This window comes from Roseovarius sp. Pro17, assembly GCF_035599575.1.
Taxonomy (GTDB): Bacteria; Pseudomonadota; Alphaproteobacteria; order Rhodobacterales; family Rhodobacteraceae; genus Roseovarius.
The window spans coordinates 2,235,799-2,255,979 of record NZ_CP141179.1 but is presented as its reverse complement, the minus strand read 5'-3'; the positions used below and the strand labels follow the sequence as shown (position 1 = coordinate 2,255,979).

The following is a 20,181-nucleotide window of genomic DNA, read 5'->3' as shown; positions in this document are numbered from 1 at the left end:
ATCTTGGGCCTACGCGCCCGAAAATGAAGGGGACGTGAGATGATGACCGATTCTTCTGCCAAGAAATGTGCCAGCACCTGCTGGTATGTCGCCGTAGGGCTGGGCCTGTTGCTGGCGATCGTGCTGATCGTGGCGGATTGGTTCTTTCTCTGGGCGCTGTTGCTGGGGGTGATCGTGTTCCTGGTCCTCGGCTTTGTGCTACCGCAATTGGTCTGCACCGGCGGCCGGTCAGACCGCCCGATGACGGCGACCAGCACGCCCTCCAGCCATGTCGCGGGCGATTCGCCTGCACCTCTGCCGGGCGGCGCGCCTGCCTCTGCGGCAGCCGCTGCAGCAGCGACACCGCCGCCGATGCAAACACCGGCCGAGCCTGCACCGCAAGCGCACCCCGTAGCCACTGAGGCGAAGAAGCCGAAGGTGGACAAGGTGGACAAGGTGAAACCGGCCAAGGCCAAGAGCGCCCCGGCCGCCTCTGCCGCCAGCGCTAGCCCCGCTGCCAGCGCCGCATCTGCCACAGACAAAAAGCCAAGCTCCCTCAGCGCGCCGCGCCCGGGTGGAGCGGATGATTTGAAGTTGATCAAGGGCGTCGGACCCAAGCTGGAGAAGATGCTTAACGGGATGGGGTTTTACCATTTCGATCAGATCGCGAACTGGACAGATAGCGAGGTCGCGTGGGTTGATGAGAACCTTCAGGGCTTCAAGGGCCGTGCCACCCGCGACGACTGGACCGGGCAGGCCGCAACGCTTGCACGCGGCGGGTCGACCGAATTTTCGACCCGTGCCTCGAAGGGCGGGAAATAATAGGACTGCAGTGGCATGAGCGATACAGAACGCACTCAGGCTCAGGCAGGGCGCCGCGCCGCGCTGGTGATTGCGGGCACCGCCATCCTCTGGGTGGCGGCGTCCTATCTTGGCGATAAGTTGGAGCTTAGTCCGTCTACGCGGATTGCGCTCGATCTGATGGCCCTCGGGGGATTCCTCTGGGCGTTTTGGATGATCTACAATATCTGGCGTGCGCGCCGGGACAATCAGGGGCGTTGACGCAATGCTGAAAGACCAGGACCGTATTTTTACCAACCTTTACGGGATGCACGACCGCACGCTGAAGGGCGCGCAGGCGCGTGGCCATTGGGACGGCACGGCCAAGATTATGCAAAACGGGCGCGACTGGATCGTCGAGCAGATGAAGGCCAGTGGCCTGCGCGGACGTGGCGGTGCGGGCTTTCCCACCGGCCTCAAGTGGTCCTTCATGCCCAAGGAATCGGATGGCCGCCCCTCTTATCTGGTGGTCAACGCCGACGAGTCTGAGCCGGGCACCTGCAAGGACCGCGAGATCATGCGCCATGATCCGCACACCTTGATCGAGGGCTGCCTGATCGCCAGCTACGCCATGCAAGCCCATGCCTGCTACATCTATATTCGCGGCGAATATATCCGCGAGCGCGAGGCGCTTCAGGCTGCGATCGACGAATGCTACGATGCCGGGCTGATCGGCAGGAACGCCTGCAAGTCGGGCTATGATTTCGACCTCTACCTGACGCACGGCGCCGGCGCCTACATCTGCGGCGAAGAAACCGCGCTGCTGGAATCGCTTGAGGGCAAAAAGGGGATGCCGCGCATGAAGCCGCCATTCCCGGCGGGGGCGGGTCTTTATGGCTGCCCAACCACTGTCAACAACGTGGAATCCATCGCGGTCGTGCCGACGATCCTGCGGCGCGGGCCAGAGTGGTTTTCCAGCTTTGGCCGTCCGAACAATTCCGGCACCAAGCTGTTCGCGATCTCGGGCCACGTCAACAACCCCTGCGTTGTCGAAGAAGCGATGAGCGTCAATTTCGAAGAGCTGATCGAAAAGCATTGCGGCGGTATTCGCGGCGGCTGGGACAACCTCAAGGCCGTTATCCCCGGTGGCAGTTCCGTGCCGCTGATCCGGGGCGAGAATATGCGCGAGGCGATCATGGATTTCGACTATCTGCGCGATCAGCGCAGCGGTCTCGGCACTGCTGCCGTGATCGTGATGGATCAGTCGACCGACATCATCAAGGCGATCTGGCGGCTGTCAAAGTTCTACAAGCACGAATCCTGCGGCCAGTGCACGCCGTGCCGCGAAGGCACCGGCTGGATGATGCGCGTGATGGACCGACTCGTCACCGGCAACGCCGAACCCGAGGAAATTGATATGCTGCTGGACGTGACCAAGCAGGTCGAGGGCCACACGATCTGCGCGCTGGGGGATGCGGCGGCGTGGCCCATTCAGGGCCTCATCCGCAACTTCCGCGACGAGATCGAAGACCGCATCAAGCACAAGCGTGGCACGACAGTGCGCCCTGTGGCGGCGGAGTAGCAGTTTGATTCAATTTGCAGAATATGGCCACGCGATTTCCGCAATGGCGCTGATCGGGCTTCTGGCGCTGATCCTCAGCCCAATGTCGGCAATGCGCAAGCAGGCCGCCGGGCTGGCACCGGGCGCGACCCCGCCCGAGGACTATGCCGATGCGACTTACCGCTGGCATCGCGCCTACGCCAACCTCACCGAGGCGACCGGCAGTTTCGCGCTGGTCACGCTTGCGGCGATACTCGCGGGGGCCGCGCCGTTCTGGGTGAACCTCTTTGCAACGGTTTTCCTTGTCGCGCGGCTGGTGATGCTGGTGATTCATTTGCGTGGCGGCAAGCCGCATATGGGCGCGCGGTCTATCGTTTATGTGTTGGGCTGGGTGATGTGCATCCTGCTGGCTATTTTTGCCATCGTGGCAGCGTTCGGAGGTGCGGTATGAGTGTATTAAGGATGACAGGCACGCTTTTGGCGGCGGCGGTTGCCCTGTCCGCGTGTGGTAAACCGGGTGAACGGGTGCGCTTTGACGGTAATTACTTTCCTGCCCAGCTGAGCAAGGTAGGAGAGCGGCGCGAGAATTTCGTGGTCGCCGTGAGCGATCCCGGCCAAGGCATTGCCGGCGCGCGCGAGGCAGGCCGCTTTGAGGCGACGCGCCATTGCGTCGAAACCTTCGGCGACAGCGACATCACCTGGCTAGCGGGCTACGATCCCGACGCCGGCGCAGCAGTGATTGATGATGGCAAGCTGATTTTGCGCGGGAACTGTGTGATATGGTAAGTCTCGCGATGATTTCGGCGGCGTTCTGCGTATGTTATTGCATAACGGCCACCCTGATCTCCACTTGCGTGTTAAGTGAGCGTGCAGTTGCACCTCGCCCCACACGCATGAAAGGAGTGACACCATGCGCCTGATTTTGACCACGCTCATCGCGCTTTCCCTCGCGGGGACGGCAGGTGCCGCCCGCGCCGATCTGGCCGGGGAAAAGGATATCAACGCCGGCCTTCTGGCTGTTGCCGCCGCAGACAAGATTCGCCGCGAGTGCGGCGATCTGTCGGGACGCTTCTGGGCCGCGCGCAGCTATGCCAACCAGCTCAAGGACCTCGCAGCCAAGCGCGGCTACAGCGATGCGCAGATTGAGGCCTATGTGAACGACAGCGCCGAGAAGGCCAAGATGCGCGAGCGCCGCAACGCCTATTTCAAATCGAAAGGCGCCAGCAATCTGGACGCCGCCAGCCTGTGTCGATTAGGCCGGGACGAGATCAAGAACCGCAGCCGCATAGGCTCATTCCTGAAAGCAAAGTGAACACCATGACGAACCTTCGCAAAGTGAACATCGACGGAACCGAGATCGAAGTGGACGGGGCGATGACCCTGATCCAGGCGTGTGAGATTGCTGGCGTGGAAATCCCGCGTTTTTGCTATCACGAGCGTTTGTCGATCGCTGGTAACTGCCGCATGTGCCTTGTGGAGGTCGTCGGCGGCCCGCCGAAACCTGCGGCCAGCTGCGCCATGCAGGTGCGCGATCTGCGCCCCGGCAAGGATGGCGAAGCGCCGATGGTTAAAACCAACTCGCCGATGGTCAAGAAAGCCCGCGAGGGTGTGATGGAATTCCTGCTGATCAATCACCCGCTCGATTGCCCGATCTGCGATCAGGGCGGCGAGTGTGACTTGCAGGATCAGGCGATGGCCTATGGCGTTGATTTCTCGCGCTTTCGCGAGCCCAAGCGCGCGACCGAGGACCTAGATCTGGGTCCGCTGGTGGAAACGCACATGACGCGATGCATTTCCTGCACCCGCTGCGTGCGCTTTACCACCGAGGTCGCAGGCATCAGCCAGATGGGCCAGACCGGCCGGGGCGAGGATGCCGAGATCACGTCCTATCTGGGCGAAACGCTGGACAGCAATTTGCAGGGCAACATCATTGACCTCTGTCCCGTCGGCGCGCTGGTCAACAAGCCATACGCCTTTACCGCCCGCCCATGGGAGCTGACCAAGACCGAGTCCATTGACGTGATGGACGCGCTCGGCAGTAATATCCGGGTCGATACCAAGGGCCGCGAAGTCATGCGGATGCTGCCGCGCAACCATGACGGCGTGAACGAGGAATGGATCGCGGACAAGACCCGTTTCGTATGGGACGGCCTGCGTCGCCAGCGTCTGGATAAACCCTACATCCGCGAAAACGGCAAGCTGCGTGCAGCCACTTGGCCCGAGGCACTGAGCGTTGCTGCGGCTGCCATGAACGGCAAGAAGGTCACCGGTCTGGTCGGTGATCTGGTGCCGGTCGAGGCTGCATTTGCGCTGAAACAGCTGATCGAGGGGCAGGGCGGCCATGTCGAGTGCCGCACCGACGGCGCCAAGCTGCCCGCCGGCAATCGCTCGGGCTATGTCGGGACCGCGCGGGTCGAGGAGATCGACGCCGCCGACAAGGTGCTGCTCATTGGCACGAATCCTGCCGTCGAGGCGCCGGTTTTGAATGCGCGTATCCGCAAGGCATGGCTGCGTGGCGCGGATGTGGTGCTGGTCGGCGAGAAGGTCGATCTGACGTATGACTACGAGCATATGGGCGCGGACCGTGCGGCGCTGGCGCATGTGGCGGATCTGGATATGACCGAGCTGAAGGGCAAGAACTGTATCGTGATCGTCGGGCAGGGGGCTATTTCCGAGGCCGATGGCGAGGCTGTGCTGGCTATGGCGCAGGCGATCTGTGACAAATCCGGCGGCAAGCTGCTGGTGTTGCACACGGCGGCTGGCCGTGTCGGCGCGATGGATGCGGGCTGCACGACCGAGGGTGGGCTGAACGCTGCGCTGGACGGTGCCGAAGTGATCTACAACCTCGGTTCGGACGAGACCGAGATCGCGGCAGGCCCCTTCGTGATCTATCAGGGCAGCCATGGCGACCGGGGCGCGCACCGCGCCGACGTGATCCTGCCGGGTGCCGCCTATACCGAAGAGCAGGGCCTGTTCGTCAACACCGAGGGGCGGCCCCAGTTGGCCCTGCGCGCCAGCTTTGCGCCCGGCGAGGCCAAGGAAAACTGGGCGATCCTGCGCGCGCTGTCGGGTGAGATGGACGCAACCTTGCCATTTGATAGCCTGCCGCAACTGCGCAAGGCACTGATCGCCAAAGTGCCGCATCTGGCCGGAATCGATCAGGTGCCACAGAATGAATGGCAGCCGCTGGACGTCACAGCACTGGGCAAGGCCGCGTTCCGAAGCGCGATCAAGGATCACTACCTGACCAACCCGATCGCGCGCGCTAGCCAAGTGATGGCCGAGCTAAGCGCCAATGCCAAAGCGCGCCGCGCGCCCAAGATGGCTGCGGAATGATCATGCGCACGATGCGACATATCTCGGCCCTCGCCCTCGCGGCGCTGATCCTCGCGGGCTGCGCCACGACCAGCGAGATGGAGGGCTATGTCGGCCGCTCGATCTCGGAGGCGATGCTGGATTACGGGCCTCCTGACGACGTGTTCCTGTTGACGGATGGGCGCCGCGCCTATCAGTGGGAAATCAGGAAGGACAGCTTTCGCCCTGCGCCCCAGCCCACTATCGGGGTGGGCATCGGGATCGGCAGGGGTCGATGGGGCGGTGGAATCACGACCGTCAACACGTCCTACGTCCCTTACTCCAAGACATGCCGTTACACGCTGATCAGCGATAAGCGTGGCAATGATTGGGTCGTCAGCGGATATCGCAAGCCGACACCGGGATGTGCATGATGCACCGCTGTGCACCCATTGCGGCCCTCGCGATTGCGGGGGTGGTTTCGGGCTGCGACGAGGCGGTCAATGATGCCGAGACGGCGTTCGCACCCGAGTATCAAGGGATCAAGACCGACCTTCTGGACGGCGACCTTGTTAACTTCCACGTCGCCATGCGTGGCGCACGCGGTAGCGACGATGTGGCGCGCTATGCGGAATGCGCTGCGGCGCAGTACGCCTTGATCCGGGGATACGGGTTCGCGCGCCACGTGCGCACGAATATCGCGGATGAGGGTGGCATCTGGCGCGCCGATGCGGTTTATACGATCTCGCCTGCCCTGCCGCGCGGGCTAAAGACAATCGACGCCGAAGTCGTCGCCGCTGACTGCGCGGAAAACGGAATACCGATGGTATGAGGACCTGATGGCTGAATTCTTTACCACCCCTTTCGGAACTGTCCTTCTGATCTTTGCGCAATGTCTGGCGATGCTGGGCTTTGTGATGGTCTCGCTATTGTTCCTCGTCTATGGCGACCGGAAAATCTGGGCCGCCGTGCAGATGCGGCGCGGCCCTAACGTGGTGGGCGTTTTCGGCCTGCTGCAATCGGTAGCCGACGCGCTGAAATACGTGCTGAAAGAGATCGTGATTCCCGCCGGGTCGGATAAGGCGGTGTTCATTTTGGCCCCGCTGGTCAGCTTCGTGCTGGCTGTCATTGCGTGGTCGGTAATCCCGATGGCCGATGGCTGGGTCTTGTCGGATATCAACGTGGCGATCCTCTATGTCTTGGCGGTATCGTCGCTTGAGGTTTACGGCGTTATCATGGGTGGCTGGGCGTCGAACTCGAAATACGCGTTCCTCGGCTCGCTGCGTTCGGCCGCGCAGATGATCTCTTACGAGGTCAGCCTTGGCCTGATCATCATCGGTATCATCATCTCCACCGGCAGCCTTAATTTCGGCGATATCGTCGGTGCGCAGGATACCAAATACGGCTTCTTCGGCTGGTATTGGTTGCCGCATTTCCCGATGGTTTTCCTGTTTTTTATCTCTTGCCTCGCCGAGACGAACCGCCCGCCCTTCGATCTGCCCGAAGCCGAGTCTGAACTGGTCGCAGGCTATCAGGTCGAATACTCCGCGACGCTGTTCCTGCTCTTTATGGCGGGCGAATATATCGCGATTTTCCTCATGTGCGCGCTGACGTCGCTGCTGTTCTTCGGCGGTTGGCTGTCGCCCATTCCGGGCCTGCCCGATGGCGTGCTGTGGATGGTCGGCAAGATGGCGTTCTTCTTCTTCCTCTTCGCCATGGTCAAGGCGATCACGCCGCGCTACCGCTATGATCAGCTGATGCGCATCGGCTGGAAAGTGTTCCTGCCGCTGTCGTTGGCATGGGTTGTGATCATCGCCTTCCTCGCCAAGTTCGAAGTGCTGGGCGCGTTCTGGGCGCGCTTTGCGATGGGGGGCTAGAGCATTGGGAATCGACTACGTCCTGTTTGATCGGCTTGTCGAGCTGTCCACCCGGTTCAAACCGGCGGGGCGCTCGCTCATGCTGGGACGTCAGAAGTTTCCCATTCAGACCAAGTTTCGCGCCCTCTACGAGAAGTCGCTGGAGCAGCACGGAATTGCCGCGCGCCGGTTCGATTTCCTCCAAGAGGATGGCTATGCCGAAACCCTGCTGTCCAAGCTGGGATTCGGCGATGTCGAGACGATGGATTTTTCCGATTACGAGGGCGCGAGCGTCCTGCACGACCTGAACAAGAAGCCCAAGAAGAGCCTTGAGAACAAGTTCGATCTGATTTTCGACGGCGGCACGGTCGAACATGTATTCAACGTGCCGATGGCGCTGGAGGGGCTATTTCGCATGCTCAAACCCGGCGGCAGGCTGATTTCGGCCAACGGGCTGAACGGCTGGTATGGCCATGGCATGTATCAATTCAACCCCGAGCTGGTCTGGACCTTCTGGAAGAGGGCATGCAACTGCAACGTCATTGACTGTCGCGCAATCCCGGTCGAGCCGAACGATGATTTCGGGCATGTGGAATTTCAGGATCCCGCCCTTTCAGGCGTTCGTTTACGCCTGAAAAACCAGATTGGACCGGGGCGGACATACCTCTATTACGAGATCGAAAAAACCGAAGACTCGCACCTGCCCGATTTCGCACTGCAAAGCGATTACGAGACCCGCTGGAATGGCGCCGCGAATGCCGGTAAGACCCGGCTGGACGGCAAGACTCAGAGCGGCGAGATTTTGACCACCACGGATGCAAGGAGCTGACGCAATGGCGACCACAGATTACGGACGCGCCGCCTGGTATTTCCTGCTGGGCGACTACATTCTAGCCTTCAAGGTGGGATTTAAGTATTTCTTCGCCCCCAAGGCGACGCTGAACTATCCGCATGAAAAGGGCTATCTGTCCCCCCGTTTCCGGGGCGAACATGCGCTGCGCCGCTATCCCAACGGCGAAGAGCGTTGCATCGCGTGCAAACTCTGCGAAGCGATCTGCCCCGCGCAGGCCATCACCATCGACGCCGAGCCGCGCGATGACGGCAGCCGCCGCACCACGCGCTACGACATCGACATGACGAAATGCATCTATTGCGGCTTCTGCCAAGAGGCGTGCCCGGTTGATGCCATCGTCGAGGGGCCGAATTTCGAATTCTCGACCGAAACCCGCGAAGAGCTGTTCTATGACAAGGACAAGCTGCTGGAGAACGGCGACCGCTGGGAGGCCGAGATTGCCCGCAACCTCGAACTGGATGCACCCTACCGATGAGTGAGTCCGATACATATACCCGTGGCAAGGCCATGGCCGAAGCGACCAACCCCGGAATCGAGGATGCCTTGGCGGCGCGCTATGACGCGATCCTGCCGGGATTCTCGACCATGATGATGGACGTCGCTTTCGGGCATTTCTACACGCGCGACGGATTGGACGACAAAACCCGTTATCTGGCGACGGTCGCCGCGTTGGCCGCATTGGGTGGGCAGACGGGCCCGCAACTAAAAGTGCATATTCGCAATGCTTTGCGATCGGGTGCCACGCAGCGGGAAGTGGCGGAGGTCATAAACCAGATGGCGCTATATGGCGGGTTTCCGGCCATGATAAATGCGTTGAACGCAGCACTCGAAGTAGTCGAGGCAGAAGTAAAATGAGCAATCCAACCAACCCCTTCGAGCAGATGATGAAGCAGATGCAGGACATGGCGAAATCCATGGCCCCCGGCATGGATGCGTTTTCGCCCAAGGCGTTTGAGGCGATGTGGCAGACGATGCCAAAGGATATCATGGAGATGGCCTTCGGCAAGGGCTTGAACCCCGATGGGCTTGATGCCAAGACGCGGCTATTGCTGACGCTGGCAGGGCTGACGATGCAGGGCGCGCAGGCCGACACGGCGGTGCGCATGACTGTGCGCCACGCCCGCGAGGCCGGCGCCACCGACGCCGAGATTGCCGAGACTATCGCAAGCATGGCGATGTTCGCCGGCGTTCCGGCCACGACCCGCGCGATGGAACTTGCGCGCGAAGTGATGGGCGGGGAAACCGAAGAAGGAAAAGACACATGACCGCTATGGTTCTTGCGTTCTATCTCTTTGCACTATCGACGCTGATCGGTGGCCTGTTCACCGTCATCAGCCGCAATCCCGTGCATTCGGTGCTGTGGCTGATCCTGTCGTTCATCAGCGCGGCGGGCCTTTTCGTGCTGCTGGGCGCCGAGTTTGTCGCCATGTTGCTGGTCATCGTCTATGTCGGCGCGGTCGCGGTCCTGTTTCTCTTTGTCGTCATGATGCTGGACGTCGACTTCGCCGAGCTGAAGGCCGAGATGGCGCGGTACATGCCGCTGGCCCTGCTGATCGCGGTGATCCTGCTGATGCAGTTCGGCATCGCATTTGGCGCGTGGGAAACGAGCGCTGGCGCCGAGGCCGCCGTCGCGGCGGCTGCGCCGGTCGGCGTGCAGAACACCGAGGCGCTGGGTCTGTTGCTATATGACAAATACTTCCTGCTGTTCCAGTTGGCGGGTCTGATCCTGCTGGTCGCAATGATCGGCGCAATTGTCCTAACATTGCGCCACCGCGTCGACGTCAAGCGCCAGAACGTGCTGCACCAGATGTGGCGTGATCCGGCCAAGGCGATGGAGCTGAAGGACGTCAAGCCGGGGCAGGGCCTGTAAGGCCCCCCCCTGAGAATAAATGAAATGCGGGCCAATATGGACCTCGCGCAAAACCAAAGGAACGGGCTTATGTCGACGAATACAATCGTGGTTCTGATAGTCGTGCTGATTATTCTCTTTGGCGGTGGCTACACGCTTTTTGGCTGAGCGATCCGCAAGGACGCCGGGCACACGGCGCCAGACAAGAAAGACTGAGGGACAGACATGATCGGAATTGAACATTACCTGACGGTGGCGGCGACGCTGTTTGTCATCGGCATTTTCGGGCTATTCCTGAACCGCAAGAACGTGATCATTCTGCTCATGTCGATTGAGCTGATGCTGCTGGCGGTCAACATCAATCTTGTCGCCTTTTCCAGCTTTGCGAACGATCTGACCGGGCAGATTTTCACTCTGCTTGTGCTGACCGTCGCCGCCGCCGAGGCCGCTATCGGCCTTGCGATCCTCGTCTGCTTCTTCCGCAACCGCGGGACCATCGCGGTCGAAGACGTCAACGTGATGAAGGGCTGACGCCATGGAAAAGATTATCCTCCTTGCCCCGTTGGTGGGCGCCATCATCGCGGGCTTTGGCTGGCGGATTATCGGCGACAAGGGCGCGCAGGTCATCACGACCGCGCTGCTGTTTCTCGCCTGTCTGCTCAGCTGGGTCGTGTTTATCGGCCATGACGGCACCATGCAGCAGATCCACATCATGGACTGGGTGCAATCGGGTCATCTGAACGCAAGCTGGTCCATCCGCCTTGACCGGCTGACGGCGATCATGCTGATCGTGGTGACGACCGTGTCGGCGCTGGTTCACCTCTATTCGATGGGCTACATGGCCCATGACCATAATTTCGAAGAGGGTGCCAGCTATCGCCCCCGCTTCTTTGCTTACCTGTCGCTCTTTACCTTCGCGATGCTGGCTCTGGTGACGGCGGACAACATCCTACAGCTCTTCTTTGGCTGGGAGGGCGTTGGACTCGCCTCATATCTGCTGATTGGCTTTTACTATCGCAAGCCATCGGCCAACGCCGCCGCGATCAAGGCCTTTGTGGTCAACCGCATCGGCGATTTCGGGTTTCTCCTTGGCATTTTTGCGATTTTCATGCTGACCGACAGCCTCCTCTTTGAGGATATCTTTGCCTCTGGTCCCATGCTGGCCGAAACGAACCTGCGATTCTTGTGGGCCGACTGGAACGCGGCGAACCTGATCGCCTTCCTCCTGTTTATCGGCGCGATGGGCAAATCCGCACAGCTGGGTCTGCACACATGGCTGCCCGACGCGATGGAAGGCCCGACCCCGGTGTCGGCCCTGATCCACGCGGCGACGATGGTCACCGCTGGTGTGTTCCTCGTCTGCCGCATGTCGCCGCTGATGGAATACGCGCCCGAGGCGTTGCTGTTTGTCGTCTTTATCGGCGCAACCACGGCGTTTGTCGCCGCGACCATCGGCCTCGTGCAGAACGACATCAAGCGCGTCATTGCTTATTCCACCATGTCACAGCTGGGCTACATGTTCGTCGCCGCAGGCGTCGGCGCCTATTCGGTGGCGATGTTCCACCTGCTGACACACGCGTTTTTCAAAGCGATGCTGTTCCTTGGCGCGGGCTCGGTCATCACGGGGATGCATCACGAGCAGGACATGCGCAACTATGGCGGCTTGCGTAAAAAAATGCCCTACACCTTTTGGGCGATGATGATCGGCACGCTGGCCATCACGGGCGTCGGCATCCCGCTGACGCATATCGGATTTGCAGGGTTCCTCAGCAAGGACGCGGTGATCGAGAGCGCATGGGCCGGAACCGCAGGCGGCTATGCCTTCTGGATGCTGGTGATCGCGGCGGCACTGACCAGCTTTTACAGCTGGCGGCTGATGTTCATGACGTTCTTTGGCACTGCGCGCGGTGACAAGGCTACGCACCAGAACGCACATGAATCCTCCATGTTCATGCTGGTTCCCCTAGGAGTCCTGGCGCTGGGATCGGTGCTGGCGGGTATGGTCTGGTATGGCAGCTTCTTCGGCGATCATGCGCAAGTGAACAAGTTTTTCGGCATCCCCGCGCATCAGGCCGAGGCCAGCGAGGCCGGGCTTGGCGATGATAGTCACGGCGAAGGCGTCGTCGCAGCTGGTGAAAATCTGGCCGAAGGCGATGTCGCTGCCGCTGCCGATGCCGTCACCACCGACATTGAGACCGGCCAAGACACGACCGAAGCAGCCGAGGCGCAGCATGCGGCGACGCCCGGCATGGCCCCCGAGGGCGCGATTTACATGGGCGACGGGAACACTGTCATAGACGACGCGCATCACGCGCCAGTCTGGGTCAAGGTCAGCCCGTTCGTCGCCATGGTGCTCGGCCTTCTGACGGCCCTGTGGTTCTACGTCTGGAGCCCCGGCACACCGCGCAAGTTCGCAGACGCTCAGCGTCCGCTCTACAATTTCCTGCTGAACAAGTGGTATTTCGACGAAATCTACGATGTCCTCTTGGTGCGCCCGGCCAAACGCCTCGGCGGCTTTCTGTGGACGCGCGGTGATGGGTCAGTGATCGACGGCCTGATCAACGGCGTGGCGATGGGCATCGTGCCCTTCTTTACCCGGCTCGCAGGACGCGCGCAGTCTGGCTACATCTTTACCTATGCCTTCGCCATGGTGATCGGGATCGCGGTTCTCGTCACATGGATGACTATGGCCGGAGGGGCAAACTGATGGAAAACGTTCTGTCGATCACCACGTTCATCCCCCTCATCGCGGCGGCGATCCTCGCCATTTTCCTGCGCGGCGAGGATGAGGCGGCGCAGCGCAATGCCAAATGGGTGGCGCTGGCGGCGACGGTCGTGACGTTCCTCGTCTCGCTGTTCATTCTGTTCGATTTCGATCCCGGCAACACCGGCTTTCAATTCGTGGAAGAGCGCGAATGGCTGCTGGGCCTGAAGTACAAGATGGGCGTCGACGGGATCAGCGTTCTGTTCGTGCTGTTGACCACGTTCATGATGCCGCTGACGATCGCGGCGTCGTGGGGCGTGAAAAGCCGCGTCAAGGAATACATGATCGCGTTTCTCATCCTGGAAACGCTGATGCTGGGCGTGTTCATGGCGCTGGATCTGGTTCTGTTCTACGTCTTCTTTGAGGCCGGATTGATCCCGATGTTCCTGATCATCGGCATCTGGGGCGGCAAGGCGCGCATTTACGCGTCGTTCAAGTTCTTTCTCTACACCTTCCTCGGGTCGGTCCTGATGTTGGTCGCGATGGTCGCGATGTTCTCGGATGCAGGCACGACCGACATCCCGACCCTAATGCGCCACGGGTTCGACCATTCGACATTGACAGTGCTGGGCTTGACCATCACCGGCGGTATGCAAACGCTGCTGTTCCTTGCGTTCTTTGCCAGCTTTGCGGTCAAAATGCCGATGTGGCCGGTGCATACATGGCTGCCCGATGCGCATGTTCAGGCGCCCACGGCAGGATCGGTCGTACTGGCCGCGATCCTGCTTAAGATGGGTGGATACGGCTTCCTGCGGTTCAGTCTACCGATGTTCCCGATCGGAGCCGAGGTCATGACTCCGCTGGTGTTGTGGATGTCGGCCATCGCCATTGTCTATACCTCACTGGTCGCGCTGGCGCAGTCGGATATGAAAAAGCTGATCGCCTACTCGTCAGTCGCGCACATGGGCTATGTCACGATGGGCATTTTCGCCGCCAACCAGCAGGGCATCGACGGCGCGATTTTTCAGATGCTCAGCCACGGCTTTATCTCGGGCGCGCTTTTCCTCTGCGTCGGGGTTATCTATGACCGGATGCACACGCGCGACATCGATGCGTATGGTGGCCTTGTGAACCGGATGCCGGCCTATGCGCTGATCTTTCTGTTCTTTACCATGGCGAATGTCGGCCTGCCGGGTACATCCGGGTTTATCGGGGAATTCCTGACGCTCGTTGGCGTGTTCAAGGTTAATACCTGGGTCGCCGTCGTGGCCACGAGCGGCGTGATCCTGTCGGCGTCCTATGCGCTGTGGCTCTACCGCCGGGTCGTGCTGGGGGATCTGATCAAGGAAAGCCTCAAATCCATCACCGACATGAGCGGACGCGAGCGGGCCATCTTTGCCCCGCTGGTGGTGATGACGCTGCTATTGGGCGTCTATCCGTCGTTGGTGACCGACATTATCGGCCCCTCGACCGAGGCGCTGATTTCACACTATGACACCGCGCTGGCGCAGGGTGGCAGTGCTGCCGTCCAGACCGCCGAAACCGCGCATTGAGGAGGCTCAGATGATCCAGGCTGATCTGAATATTATCCTGCCCGAGATCGTCATCGCAGTTTACGCGATGCTGGCCCTTTTGGGCGCGGTCTTTACCGGCAAGGACAAGATGGCAGGCATGTTGATCTGGCTGACTGCCGCGCTTTTTGTGGCGTTGGCGTTCTGGATCGGCACCACCGGAAATGGCACGCAAAGCGCGTTCTCGGGGATGTTCATCGATGACGGATTCTCGCGCTTTGCCAAGGTGATGATCCTGCTCAGCGCCGCTGCTGTGATAGTGATGGGGCAGGACTACATGGCGCGCCGCGGAATGATGCGGTTCGAATATCCCGTTCTGGTGGCCCTTAGCGTTGTCGGAATGATGATGATGGTCAGCGCCGGGGATCTCATGTCGCTCTATATGGGGCTCGAACTGCAGTCGCTGGCGCTATACGTCATGGCGGCAATGCGTCGTGATAGCGTGAAATCAACAGAGGCGGGCCTTAAGTATTTTGTGCTGGGCGCGCTCAGCTCAGGTTTGCTGCTGTATGGCGCGTCGCTGGTCTATGGCTATGCGGGCACCACTGGGTTTGCCGGTATCATCCGCGCCGCCGAGGGACATGCGCCTGTCGGCTTGCTGTTTGGCCTCGTCTTTGTGATGTCGGGGCTTGCGTTCAAGGTGTCGGCCGTGCCGTTCCACATGTGGGCGCCGGACGTCTATGAGGGCTCCCCGACGCCGGTCACGGCCTTTTTCATCACGGCGCCCAAGGTGGCGGCTATGGGGCTGTTTGCCCGCGTGATGTTTGACGCCTTTGGCGGCATCGTCCTTGACTGGCAGCAGATCGTCGCGCTTCTGAGCGTCCTGTCGATCTTTTGGGGCAGTATCGCTGGCATCGGTCAGACGGATTTCAAACGCCTGATGGGCTATTCGACCATTGCGCATATGGGCTTTGCCTTGATGGGGCTTGCCTCGGGAACTGCCTTTGGCGTGCAGGCGATGCTGATCTATCTCGCGATCTATGTGACGATGAACATCGGCACCTTTGCGTTCATCCTATCGATGCAAAAAGATGGGCTGCCGGTCACGGACATTCGCAGTCTGCATCTTTATTCCAAGGCGCATCCGGGCCGGGCGCTGGCGATGCTGGTGCTGCTTTTTTCACTGGCGGGCGTACCGCCCTTGGTCGGCTTCTTTGGCAAGTTCTACGTTCTGCGCGCGGCTTATGAGGGCGGGCTGGTCTGGCTGGCGGTGCTGGGCGTCATTGGGTCAGTCATCGGCGCATTCTATTACCTGCGCATCGTGTTCTACATGTATTTCGGCGAAGAAGGCGAGGCGCTGGATCCGCCGGGGTCGCCCGTTTTGTGGGGGTTCCTCATGGTGTCTGCCGCGATTATCGGGCTGGCTTGGCTGCCGGGTGTAAACCTCTTTGGCATCGAAGGGGCGGCGCAGGCGGCGGCAGCGACGTTGGTCAACTGAGCGGCACGCCTTATATGATACGACAAGGTGACGCGCCACGGCGCGTCGCTTTTGTTTTTGGCGGCCCTGTGGGCCGCGCGCCTCCGGCGGGAGTATTTGAAGAACAATGAAAGCACCGGACTGGCCAGATGGGTATGCGCGGCGTGTGATGGCCGAGGTGGACAGCACCAACGCCGAAGGGCTGCGGTTGGCGCGGGATCTGGCTGGGCCAACGTGGATATTTGCCGCGCGGCAGGTTGCCGGACGGGGGCGGCGGGGGCGCGCGTGGCGCGATCCCGAGGGGAATTTTGCCGCATCCTTGGTGCTCAAGCCCATTGAGGCGCCGGGGCAGGCGGCGCTGCGGTCCTTCGTTGCGGCGCTGGCATTGGTTGACGCGCTGAGCACGCTGGCACCTGCGGCAAAGCTGGCCTTGAAATGGCCCAATGACGTGTTGTTGAGCGGTGGTAAGCTGGCCGGAATATTACTGGAGGGCGCGGGTGCTGGGGCGCATCTGGATCATCTGGTGATCGGGTTTGGTGTGAACCTTGCGGGCGTACCTGAACAGGGCGATGCGGCGGTGGCACCAGTTTCGCTGTTGTCCGGTGCAGGGGTGGATGTGCACGCTGAAACATTGCTGGACCATCTGGCCGCTGCCTATGCACGGCGCGAGGCGGTGTTCGTGACCGATGGCTTTGCCCCGATACGCGCTGCCTGGCTGGACCGCGCGGCGCGGCTGGGTCAGGACGTGACAGCGCGCACCATGCGGGATGAAATCCGGGGCCGGTTTGATACGGTGGACGAGAGCGGCAATCTTGTTCTATCTACCCCGGATGGGCGGCGGGCGATCCCCGCGGCGGACGTGTTTTTCGAAAATGAGGCCGAATGATGCTGCTGGCGATAGATTGTGGGAACACCAATACTGTCTTTTCGATCTGGGACGGGACGGAGTTCCTGTGCACGCTGCGCACCTCGACCCATCATGCGCGCACGGCAGATGCCTATTTCACGTGGTTTTCCACACTGGTCAAACATTACGGGATCGACGTGGACATCACGGATGTCATCATCTCGTCTACGGTGCCGCGCGTGGTGTACAATCTTCGGGTCTTTGCTGATCGGTTCTTTGGCTGCCGACCTATGGTGGTGGGCAAACCGGAATGCGCGCTACCGGTCCCGCCGCGCGTTGATCCGGGCACTTTGGTCGGATCGGACCGCTTGGTGAATACCGCCGGGGCGTATGATCGCCATGGCGGCGATTTGATCGTGGTGGATTTCGGCACTGCGACCACTTTTGACGTGGTGGCGCGCGATGGCGCTTATGTCGGCGGGGTAATTGCGCCGGGGGTGAACCTTAGCCTTGAGGCGCTGCATGCCGCCGCTGCTGCGCTGCCGCACATAGATGTGACCACGCCGCCGCGCGTGATCGGTACGAACACGGTCGACTGTATGCAGTCGGGCGTCTACTGGGGGTATATCGGGCTGGTGCAGGGCCTGTGCGCGCAAATCAAGGCGGAATATGCACAGCCCATGACAGTGATCGGCACTGGCGGGCTTGCCCCGCTTTTTGCCCAAGGCGCGAACCTGTTCGACAAAATTGAAGATGATCTGACGATGCACGGCCTGACCGTGATTCATGACTATAACAAGAAAGGCTGAGGCCGAATGAGCAATGAACGAGTAATCTACCTGCCCCTCGGAGGGGCGGGTGAAATTGGCATGAATGCCTATGTCTATGGGTATGGCAAACCCGGCAAGGAAAAGCTGATCCTAGTGGATCTGGGGCTGACTTTCCCTGATATGGATACCAGCCCCGGTGTGGATTTGATCCTGCCGGACATGTCGTGGCTGGTGGCGCGCAAGGATGATCTGGAGGCGATTTTCGTCACCCATGCGCATGAGGACCATGTGGGCGCGATTGCGCACTACTATGGCGCGCTGGACGTTCCCGTCTATACGCGCGTCTTTACCGCCAACATCACGCGGCGCAAATTGGCCGAGCACGGGCATCCTGAAAAGGCGGTCAAGGTTGTCTCGCCCTGGCCCGAAACAGTCAAGGTGGGGCCGTTTAAAGTAGGTTTTGTGCCCATCTCGCATTCCATACCTGAAAGCTCGTCACTGGTGATCGACACCCCAATGGGGCGGATCGTGCATACTGGTGATTTCAAGATCGACACCGATCCGGGCGTTGGCGAGCCATTTGACCACGCGATGTTCGAAGATATCGGCAAGGACGGCGTGCTGGCGTTGATGTGCGATTCTACAAACGTGTTCAGCCAGCACGAAGGCCGCTCCGAGGCGACTGTCGGCCCCGAGATCGAAAAGCTGGTAGCCTCTGCCAAGGGGATGGTCGCCGCTACTACCTTTGCCAGCAACGTGGCACGGGTGAAAACGCTGGCCGAGGCCGGCGAGCGAGCCGGGCGCAGCGTGTGCCTGATGGGCCGCGCCATGCGTCGTATGATCGAGGCGTCGGTCGAGACCGGGGTGTTGAAGAACTTCCCGGCCACCGTCAGCCCCGAGGATGCCAAGAACCTACCGCGCGAGAAGCTGATGCTGATCGTGACCGGATCGCAGGGCGAGCGACGCGCCGCGTCGGCGCAGCTGGCAAATGGCAAGTATCAGGGGATCAAGCTAAAGGAGGGGGATCTGTTCCTCTTTTCCTCCAAGACGATCCCCGGAAATGAGCGCGGCGTCATTCGCATCATGAACCAGTTTTCCGAAAAGGGCGTCGATATCGTCGATGACGATTCTGGGCGCTATCACGTCTCGGGCCACGCGAACCGACCCGATATCGAAAAGATGCATGAGTTAATCAAGCCCCAGATGGTTGTGCCCATGCATGGCGAGCATCGTCACCTGCGCGAGCATGTCAAGATTTGCGAGGCCAAGCGTCTGCGTGGTATTCTCGCCGTGAACGGCATGATGATTGACCTCACGGCCCAGACGCCAGTCGTTGCCGAACATGTCGAGACCGGGCGCACATATCTGGACGGTTCGGTTCAGGTAGGGGCGCTGGACGGTGTCGTGCGCGATAGAATCCGCATGGCGCTGAATGGGCATATCACGGTCAATATCATCCTCGACGAGGACAACGAGAGCCTTGGCGATCCTTGGTGCGAAACCAAGGGCTTGGCCGAAACCGGCACATCTGGCGCGCCGTTGCTGGACGTTCTGGAAGAGGATCTGAGCCAATTTCTTGGCCGCTCGGCGGACCGGCTGCGCGCCGACGACGACAAGCTGGAAGAAGAGTTGCGCCGTGTCGCGCGTCAGTCGGCCAATGCCGAAATAGGCAAGAAGCCTGAGGTGACCGTGATTATCAGCCGCATGAGCTGACACTCGGCACTATTGCGCAACGCTATAAACGACGCGCGTTTTGGCGAAAACAGGCAAGACGGCGCGGCCCTCCTTCAGGTCAGATGACCAAAAGGGGGGCCGCGTCATGGAGTCCAAAGACCTGATTAACCTCGCTGAGCGGCCGATTAATCAACCGGGCGAGGCGCGGGACGCGCTGCTGGCGCAGGTGCGCGCCGACTTGGCCAAAGATGGCTGTGCGGTAATCAAGCGCTTTTTGACACCGGCGGGGATCATCGCCCTGACGGCCGAGGCTGAAAGTGTGGCGGACAAGGGCTACAAGTCCTTTAGCCGGACCAACGCTTATTTTACCAAGGACGATCCAAGCCTGCCCAAGAGCGATCCGCGCCGCCAGTTCTATGAGCGCTCCAATGCATTCATCCCGGCGGATAACTTTGCGCCCGGCGCGCCGTTGCGCGCAATCTATGATTTTCCAGGGTTTGACGGGTTTATTCAGGACTGTTTGCAAGAGGGCGCGTTTTATCGTTATGCCGACCCGCTGGCCGATGTGATTGTGAACATGGCCGAGGCGGGCAATGGCTTTCCTTGGCATTTTGACACCAACAATTTCACCGTCACACTGGCAATCCAGACTGCAACCGGAGGCGGGGCGTTCGAGTATGCGCCGGGGATTCGTGCTGGCGGCGAAAATTTTGAAGAGGTGGCGCGCGTGTTGAACGGTACGTCAGACCGGGTCGTGCGTCTGGAATTGGAGCCAGGTGATCTGCAACTGTTCCGAGGCCGCTATTCGCTGCACCGCGTGGCTCCGCTGACGGGGGATCGTCCGCGCTATGTGGCGATATTTTCCTACGTGCAGGAGCCGGGAATGGTCGGCGCGCCAGAACGCACGATGCAGCTATATGGCCGGACGTTGCCGATCCACCACGAGCGGGCCGGACAACGTGCGGACGCGTATATTGACTGACACGCCCGCAATGTATCGAGGCCCACGCGCGTGCCGAATGTCAG

Annotated in this window: 23 protein-coding genes; all 23 read left to right on the top strand. The window is 60.6% G+C overall.

Annotated features, from left to right (window positions below; translation table 11 throughout):
- The first annotated feature begins 39 nt into the window (after window positions 1–39).
- The 23 genes from U3654_RS10945 to U3654_RS10835 all read left to right on the top strand — a co-directional run bounded on the left by U3654_RS10945 (window position 40) and on the right by U3654_RS10835 (window position 20,137).
- A complete protein-coding gene (locus U3654_RS10945) occupies window positions 40–801 on the top strand; it encodes an endonuclease (RefSeq protein WP_324751583.1) in 762 nt (253 codons plus the stop codon).
- A gap of 15 nt (window positions 802–816) precedes the next feature.
- Window positions 817–1,041, top strand: coding sequence for a DUF5337 domain-containing protein (locus tag U3654_RS10940; protein ID WP_324751582.1), 225 nt, complete (start codon window positions 817–819; stop codon window positions 1,039–1,041).
- A gap of 4 nt (window positions 1,042–1,045) precedes the next feature.
- Window positions 1,046–2,341 (top strand): NADH-quinone oxidoreductase subunit NuoF, encoded by a 1,296-nt coding sequence (nuoF, locus tag U3654_RS10935; RefSeq protein WP_324751581.1) that lies wholly within the window; start codon window positions 1,046–1,048, stop codon window positions 2,339–2,341.
- A gap of 4 nt (window positions 2,342–2,345) precedes the next feature.
- A complete protein-coding gene (locus U3654_RS10930) occupies window positions 2,346–2,771 on the top strand; it encodes an MAPEG family protein (protein WP_324751580.1) in 426 nt (141 codons plus the stop codon).
- Window positions 2,768–3,106 carry a hypothetical protein gene (locus tag U3654_RS10925; RefSeq protein WP_324751579.1) on the top strand — a complete coding sequence of 113 codons (339 nt, stop codon included), beginning with the start codon at window positions 2,768–2,770 and terminating at the stop codon, window positions 3,104–3,106. The genes U3654_RS10930 and U3654_RS10925 overlap by 4 nt, the downstream gene beginning before the upstream one ends.
- 124 nt (window positions 3,107–3,230) lie before the next feature.
- Complete coding sequence (locus U3654_RS10920; RefSeq protein WP_324751578.1) at window positions 3,231–3,632, top strand: DUF5333 domain-containing protein; 402 nt, start codon at window positions 3,231–3,233, stop codon at window positions 3,630–3,632.
- Window positions 3,633–3,637: 5 nt separating this feature from the next.
- On the top strand, window positions 3,638–5,656 hold the full coding sequence (gene nuoG / locus U3654_RS10915) for an NADH-quinone oxidoreductase subunit NuoG (RefSeq protein WP_324751577.1): 2,019 nt from the start codon (window positions 3,638–3,640) through the stop codon (window positions 5,654–5,656).
- Between the two features lie 2 nt (window positions 5,657–5,658).
- The gene (locus tag U3654_RS10910) at window positions 5,659–6,048 is read left to right on the top strand and encodes a hypothetical protein (RefSeq protein ID WP_324751576.1); all 390 of its coding nucleotides are present in this window, start codon (window positions 5,659–5,661) and stop codon (window positions 6,046–6,048) included.
- Entirely contained in the window at window positions 6,048–6,446 is a 399-nt protein-coding gene (locus U3654_RS10905; protein ID WP_324755269.1) for a hypothetical protein, read from the top strand. The genes U3654_RS10910 and U3654_RS10905 overlap by 1 nt, the downstream gene beginning before the upstream one ends.
- Window positions 6,447–6,453: 7 nt before the next feature.
- Entirely contained in the window at window positions 6,454–7,491 is a 1,038-nt protein-coding gene (nuoH, locus tag U3654_RS10900) for an NADH-quinone oxidoreductase subunit NuoH (protein ID WP_324751575.1), read from the top strand.
- Between the two features lie 4 nt (window positions 7,492–7,495).
- Window positions 7,496–8,299, top strand: a complete 804-nt coding sequence (locus U3654_RS10895) for a methyltransferase domain-containing protein (RefSeq protein WP_324751574.1) — start codon at window positions 7,496–7,498, stop codon at window positions 8,297–8,299.
- 4 nt (window positions 8,300–8,303) lie between these two features.
- Window positions 8,304–8,798: an NADH-quinone oxidoreductase subunit NuoI gene (gene nuoI, locus U3654_RS10890; RefSeq protein ID WP_324751573.1), complete on the top strand. Its 495-nt coding sequence runs from the start codon at window positions 8,304–8,306 to the stop codon at window positions 8,796–8,798.
- Window positions 8,795–9,178 (top strand): carboxymuconolactone decarboxylase family protein, encoded by a 384-nt coding sequence (locus tag U3654_RS10885; protein WP_324751572.1) that lies wholly within the window; start codon window positions 8,795–8,797, stop codon window positions 9,176–9,178. Before nuoI ends, U3654_RS10885 begins: the two co-directional genes overlap by 4 nt.
- Entirely contained in the window at window positions 9,175–9,588 is a 414-nt protein-coding gene (locus tag U3654_RS10880; RefSeq protein WP_324751571.1) for a carboxymuconolactone decarboxylase family protein, read from the top strand. The genes U3654_RS10885 and U3654_RS10880 overlap by 4 nt, the downstream gene beginning before the upstream one ends.
- On the top strand, window positions 9,585–10,193 hold the full coding sequence (locus tag U3654_RS10875) for an NADH-quinone oxidoreductase subunit J (protein ID WP_324751570.1): 609 nt from the start codon (window positions 9,585–9,587) through the stop codon (window positions 10,191–10,193). The genes U3654_RS10880 and U3654_RS10875 overlap by 4 nt, the downstream gene beginning before the upstream one ends.
- Window positions 10,194–10,397: 204 nt before the next feature.
- Complete coding sequence (nuoK, locus tag U3654_RS10870; protein WP_324751569.1) at window positions 10,398–10,703, top strand: NADH-quinone oxidoreductase subunit NuoK; 306 nt, start codon at window positions 10,398–10,400, stop codon at window positions 10,701–10,703.
- 4 nt (window positions 10,704–10,707) lie between these two features.
- A complete protein-coding gene (nuoL, locus tag U3654_RS10865; protein ID WP_324751568.1) occupies window positions 10,708–12,879 on the top strand; it encodes an NADH-quinone oxidoreductase subunit L in 2,172 nt (723 codons plus the stop codon).
- A complete protein-coding gene (locus U3654_RS10860) occupies window positions 12,879–14,429 on the top strand; it encodes an NADH-quinone oxidoreductase subunit M (RefSeq protein ID WP_324751567.1) in 1,551 nt (516 codons plus the stop codon). Before nuoL ends, U3654_RS10860 begins: the two co-directional genes overlap by 1 nt.
- 10 nt (window positions 14,430–14,439) lie before the next feature.
- Complete coding sequence (gene nuoN, locus U3654_RS10855) at window positions 14,440–15,885, top strand: NADH-quinone oxidoreductase subunit NuoN (RefSeq protein ID WP_324751566.1); 1,446 nt, start codon at window positions 14,440–14,442, stop codon at window positions 15,883–15,885.
- A 106-nt stretch (window positions 15,886–15,991) separates the two neighbouring features.
- Window positions 15,992–16,750, top strand: a complete 759-nt coding sequence (locus tag U3654_RS10850; protein ID WP_324751565.1) for a biotin--[acetyl-CoA-carboxylase] ligase — start codon at window positions 15,992–15,994, stop codon at window positions 16,748–16,750.
- Window positions 16,750–17,520 carry a type III pantothenate kinase gene (locus tag U3654_RS10845; protein ID WP_324755268.1) on the top strand — a complete coding sequence of 257 codons (771 nt, stop codon included), beginning with the start codon at window positions 16,750–16,752 and terminating at the stop codon, window positions 17,518–17,520. Before U3654_RS10850 ends, U3654_RS10845 begins: the two co-directional genes overlap by 1 nt.
- 6 nt (window positions 17,521–17,526) lie before the next feature.
- Window positions 17,527–19,194, top strand: a complete 1,668-nt coding sequence (locus U3654_RS10840; protein ID WP_324751564.1) for a ribonuclease J — start codon at window positions 17,527–17,529, stop codon at window positions 19,192–19,194.
- Window positions 19,195–19,300: 106 nt separating this feature from the next.
- On the top strand, window positions 19,301–20,137 hold the full coding sequence (locus U3654_RS10835) for a hypothetical protein (RefSeq protein WP_324751563.1): 837 nt from the start codon (window positions 19,301–19,303) through the stop codon (window positions 20,135–20,137).
- Window positions 20,138–20,181 lie beyond the last annotated feature (44 nt).